The organism is uncultured Aquabacterium sp. (assembly GCF_913773725.1).
GTDB lineage: Bacteria > Pseudomonadota > Gammaproteobacteria > Burkholderiales > Burkholderiaceae_C > Aquabacterium.
This window is the reverse complement of the sequence record NZ_CAJYGK010000002.1, coordinates 1-3,290: the sequence shown is the minus strand read 5'-3', so window position 1 is coordinate 3,290 and position 3,290 is coordinate 1. Positions and strand designations below refer to the sequence as shown.

Annotated in this window: 3 protein-coding genes; all 3 read left to right on the top strand. The window is 65.5% G+C overall.

What is annotated here, in order from left to right:
• Positions 1–290 (top strand): VirB3 family type IV secretion system protein (locus QZ709_RS00075; protein WP_294635394.1); only part of this gene is annotated, 290 nt, incomplete at its 5' end.
• Positions 274–2,760: a VirB4 family type IV secretion/conjugal transfer ATPase gene (locus tag QZ709_RS00070; protein ID WP_294635393.1), complete on the top strand. Its 2,487-nt coding sequence runs from the start codon at positions 274–276 to the stop codon at positions 2,758–2,760. The genes QZ709_RS00075 and QZ709_RS00070, both read left to right, overlap by 17 nt.
• The gene (locus QZ709_RS00065) at positions 2,757–3,164 is read left to right on the top strand and encodes a hypothetical protein (RefSeq protein WP_294635392.1); all 408 of its coding nucleotides are present in this window, start codon (positions 2,757–2,759) and stop codon (positions 3,162–3,164) included. The genes QZ709_RS00070 and QZ709_RS00065 overlap by 4 nt, the downstream gene beginning before the upstream one ends.
• The last annotated feature ends 126 nt before the right edge of the window (positions 3,165–3,290 follow it).

Genomic DNA, 3,290 nt, shown 5'->3' with positions numbered 1-3,290 from the left:
TGAAGCTGGGCATCCCCCTGGTGCCACTGGTCGTGCTCTTCGGCGCCGGCATGCTGCTGATCATGTGGGGCGGTGCCCTCATCAGCTGGTGGATCGCCCTTGTCGTGGTGCTCGCCATTCTTCCGCTCCTGCTCTGGATGCGCTGGGTCACCGCCAAGGATGACCAGCGCTTCCATCAGATGTTCATCCTGATGCACCTGCGCCAGCGCGACCGCAACCGCCGCCTCTGGCACGCGCGCAGCTACGCCCCCCACCTCTATCGAGGAGACCGCCATGCTCGGCATGTCTGAGAGCACCCGTTCGCATGGCCTGGCGACCAACGGCCTTCGGGCACGACCACGACTGTGGGCTCAAGCCCGCAACGAGAACCCGCTCGCCGCCTTCATTCCCTTCTCCTCGATGGTCAGCCCCAATGACGTCATCACACGCGGCGGGGACTATCTGCGTGTGTGGCGCTTGGACGGCGTCAACTTCGAGTGCAGTGACCGGCACCTGCTCGCCGAACGGCACGAGGCTCTGTGCAGCCTGCTGCGCAACCTCGCCGGAGGCCAATGGGCCATCTGGACCCACCGCCTCCACCGCTTCGTGACAGATGCGCTGCAGGACCCGCAAGAGCCTGGTTTCGCCCAGGACCTGTCCAAGGCCTACCAGGCGACGTTAGGCAAGCGCCCCATGATGAGCAGCGAGCTGTACCTGACGCTGGTCTACCGCCCCAACGTCTCCAGGATCACCCGCGCGCTTCAGCCGCGCCATCGCAGTCGCGCCGCGATCAGCGAAGCCCAGACCGACGCGTTGCGGGCCATGGAAGAACGCGCGTCGCTCGTCACCCGCGTCCTGCGCGGCTTTGGCCCGCGACTGCTGGGCGCCCGTCAACAAGACGGCCGCGAGTTCTCCGAGGTGGCCGAGTTCCTGGGCTACCTGGTCAACGGCCGCTGGCGCCCGGTGCCCCTCACCGCTGGCCCGCTGTACCGGACGCTGCCCACGACCCGGCTGAGCTTCGGCGGCGACAAGCTGGAGCTGCGCGAGGGTGACCAGCGCCGCTATGCAGCCCTGGTCGACATCAAGGAGTACGCCGATGCGGTGGAGCCCGGCGTGCTCGACGCCCTCCTCTACGAAGGCAGCGAGTTCATCGAGACCCAGAGCTTCTCCATTCTTCCTCGGCGCGATGCGATGCGCGCCCTGGAACTCCAGCGGGACCAGCTGATCGCCAGTGACGATGTGGTGGCGAGCCAGATCGCCGACATGGATACCGCCCTCAACGAGCTGGGGGACGGCCAGTTCTGCATGGGCGAGTACCACTACTCCCTGGTGGTGTTCGGCGACACCGTGTCGGACGCTGGCCGAAGGGCTGCCAAGGCCATCGGCGCAGTGGGCGAATCGTCCAGCCTGCAGCTGGCACCGGTGGACCTGGTCGCTGATGCGGCTTGGTTCGCCCAGATGCCTGGCAACTGGCGCTGGCGCCCGCGGGAAGCCAAGCTGTCGTCCCGGGCGTTTGCGGCTCTTGCCAGCGCCCACAACTTCGCCAGCGGCAAGCGCGATGGCAACCCCTGGGGCGAGGCCCTCGCCCTGTTGCGCACGCCGTCGGGTCAGCCCTTCTTCCTCAACCTGCACAGCAGTCCGGACGATGAAGACTCGGAGGACAAGAAACTGCCGGGCAACACCCTGTTGATCGGCTCGACCGGCGTCGGCAAGACGACGCTGGAGATGTTCCTGCTGACCTTGACGCGGAAGTGGCACCCCGCGCCCCGGCTGGTCCTGTTCGACCTGGATCGCGGTTGCGAGATCGCCGTTCGGGCCCTCGGCGGGCGCTACTTCACCCTTGAGGCAGGCAAGCCGACCGGCTGCAATCCGTTGCAGTGGGAACCCACACCGGCACGGATCCAGTTCTGGGAACAGCTGATCCGAACCTGCATCGCGACACCTGCCATGCCGCTCATGCCGAGCGACGAACGCGCCATTGCACACGCCGTCAGCGCCGTCGCCTTGATGCCGCCCTCTCTGCGGCGGTTCTCGACCATCCGACAGAACCTGCCCAAGTCGGGCGAGAACAGCCTCCACGCGCGTCTGGGCCGCTGGTGCGAAGGCGGCGCACTGGGCTGGGTCTTCGACCAAGCCGATGACCGGCTGCAGGACCTCCACCGATCTGCCGTCATCGGGTTCGACACCACGGAGTTCCTGGACCTTCCCGAAGTCCGCACGCCGGTGATGATGTACCTGCTGCAGGTGATGGAAGAACTGGTCAACGGCGACCGCCTCATCTACGTCATCTCCGAGTTCTGGAAGGCCCTCGACCACGACGTCTTCAGCAGCTTCGCGAAGCAGAAGCAGAAGACCATCCGCAAGCAGAACGGCCTGGGCATCTTCGACACCCAGAGCCCGTCCGACGTCCTGCGCCACCCCATCGGCCGCACGATGGTCGAGCAGAGCGTCACCAAGATCTTCCTGGCCAACCCGGAAGCAGTTCGCGAGGAATACGTCGACGGCTTCGGCCTCAGCGAAGCCGAGTTCGAGATTGTCCGCAGCCTCAGCGCCCAAGGCGGCCGCCGCTTCCTGGTGAAGCAAGGCCAGGCCAGCGCCATCTGTGAACTGGACCTCACCGGCCTGGACGATTTCATCACCGTCCTCTCCGCCACCACGGACAACGTCGCACTGCTGGACGCCATCCGCGAACGGCATGGAAACGATCCGTATCAGTGGCTTCCCGTTCTCCTGCGCGAAGTACAGGATCGCAAGCTTCGTACCGTTAGGAGAGCCGCATGAAGCCCGTCACCTGCCTACTCACCGCCCTGGTCCTGGCCCTCGCCTCGACAGGGACACGAGCCCAGTTCGTCAAGGGCAACGAGGCCGTCAAGGTGATGCCCGACGGCAGCAAGAAGGTGGAGACGCCACCCCTGCCCGAGGCCACGCTCGCCCCTCCATGCAAGGCGGACAAACCCGCCTGCTCTACAGGAGGCTGGTTGATGGTCGAGACGTCCGACGGCCTCCGTGAATGCACCGAGTTCTATGCCAGGCCGGGCACCTGCAGGCCGTCAACCTTCGGCACCGAGAAGCGTCCTCGCCTGTGGGTCGTGAAGCTGAAGGGCCAATGGATGCAATGCCAGCGCCCAGACGTCAGCTCGCAGTGTGTGAGCACGAAGGCGCTCCCGCAAACCACCATCCAATAGCCGGAGTCTGAAATGTTCACCTGGGTCGGATCACAGATTGATGGCGTTTTGAATTCGTATGTGCTTGGCGTCGTCACGAGCCTGATGACGGGCATCGCGCCCGTGGCACTCTCTGCGATGACCCTT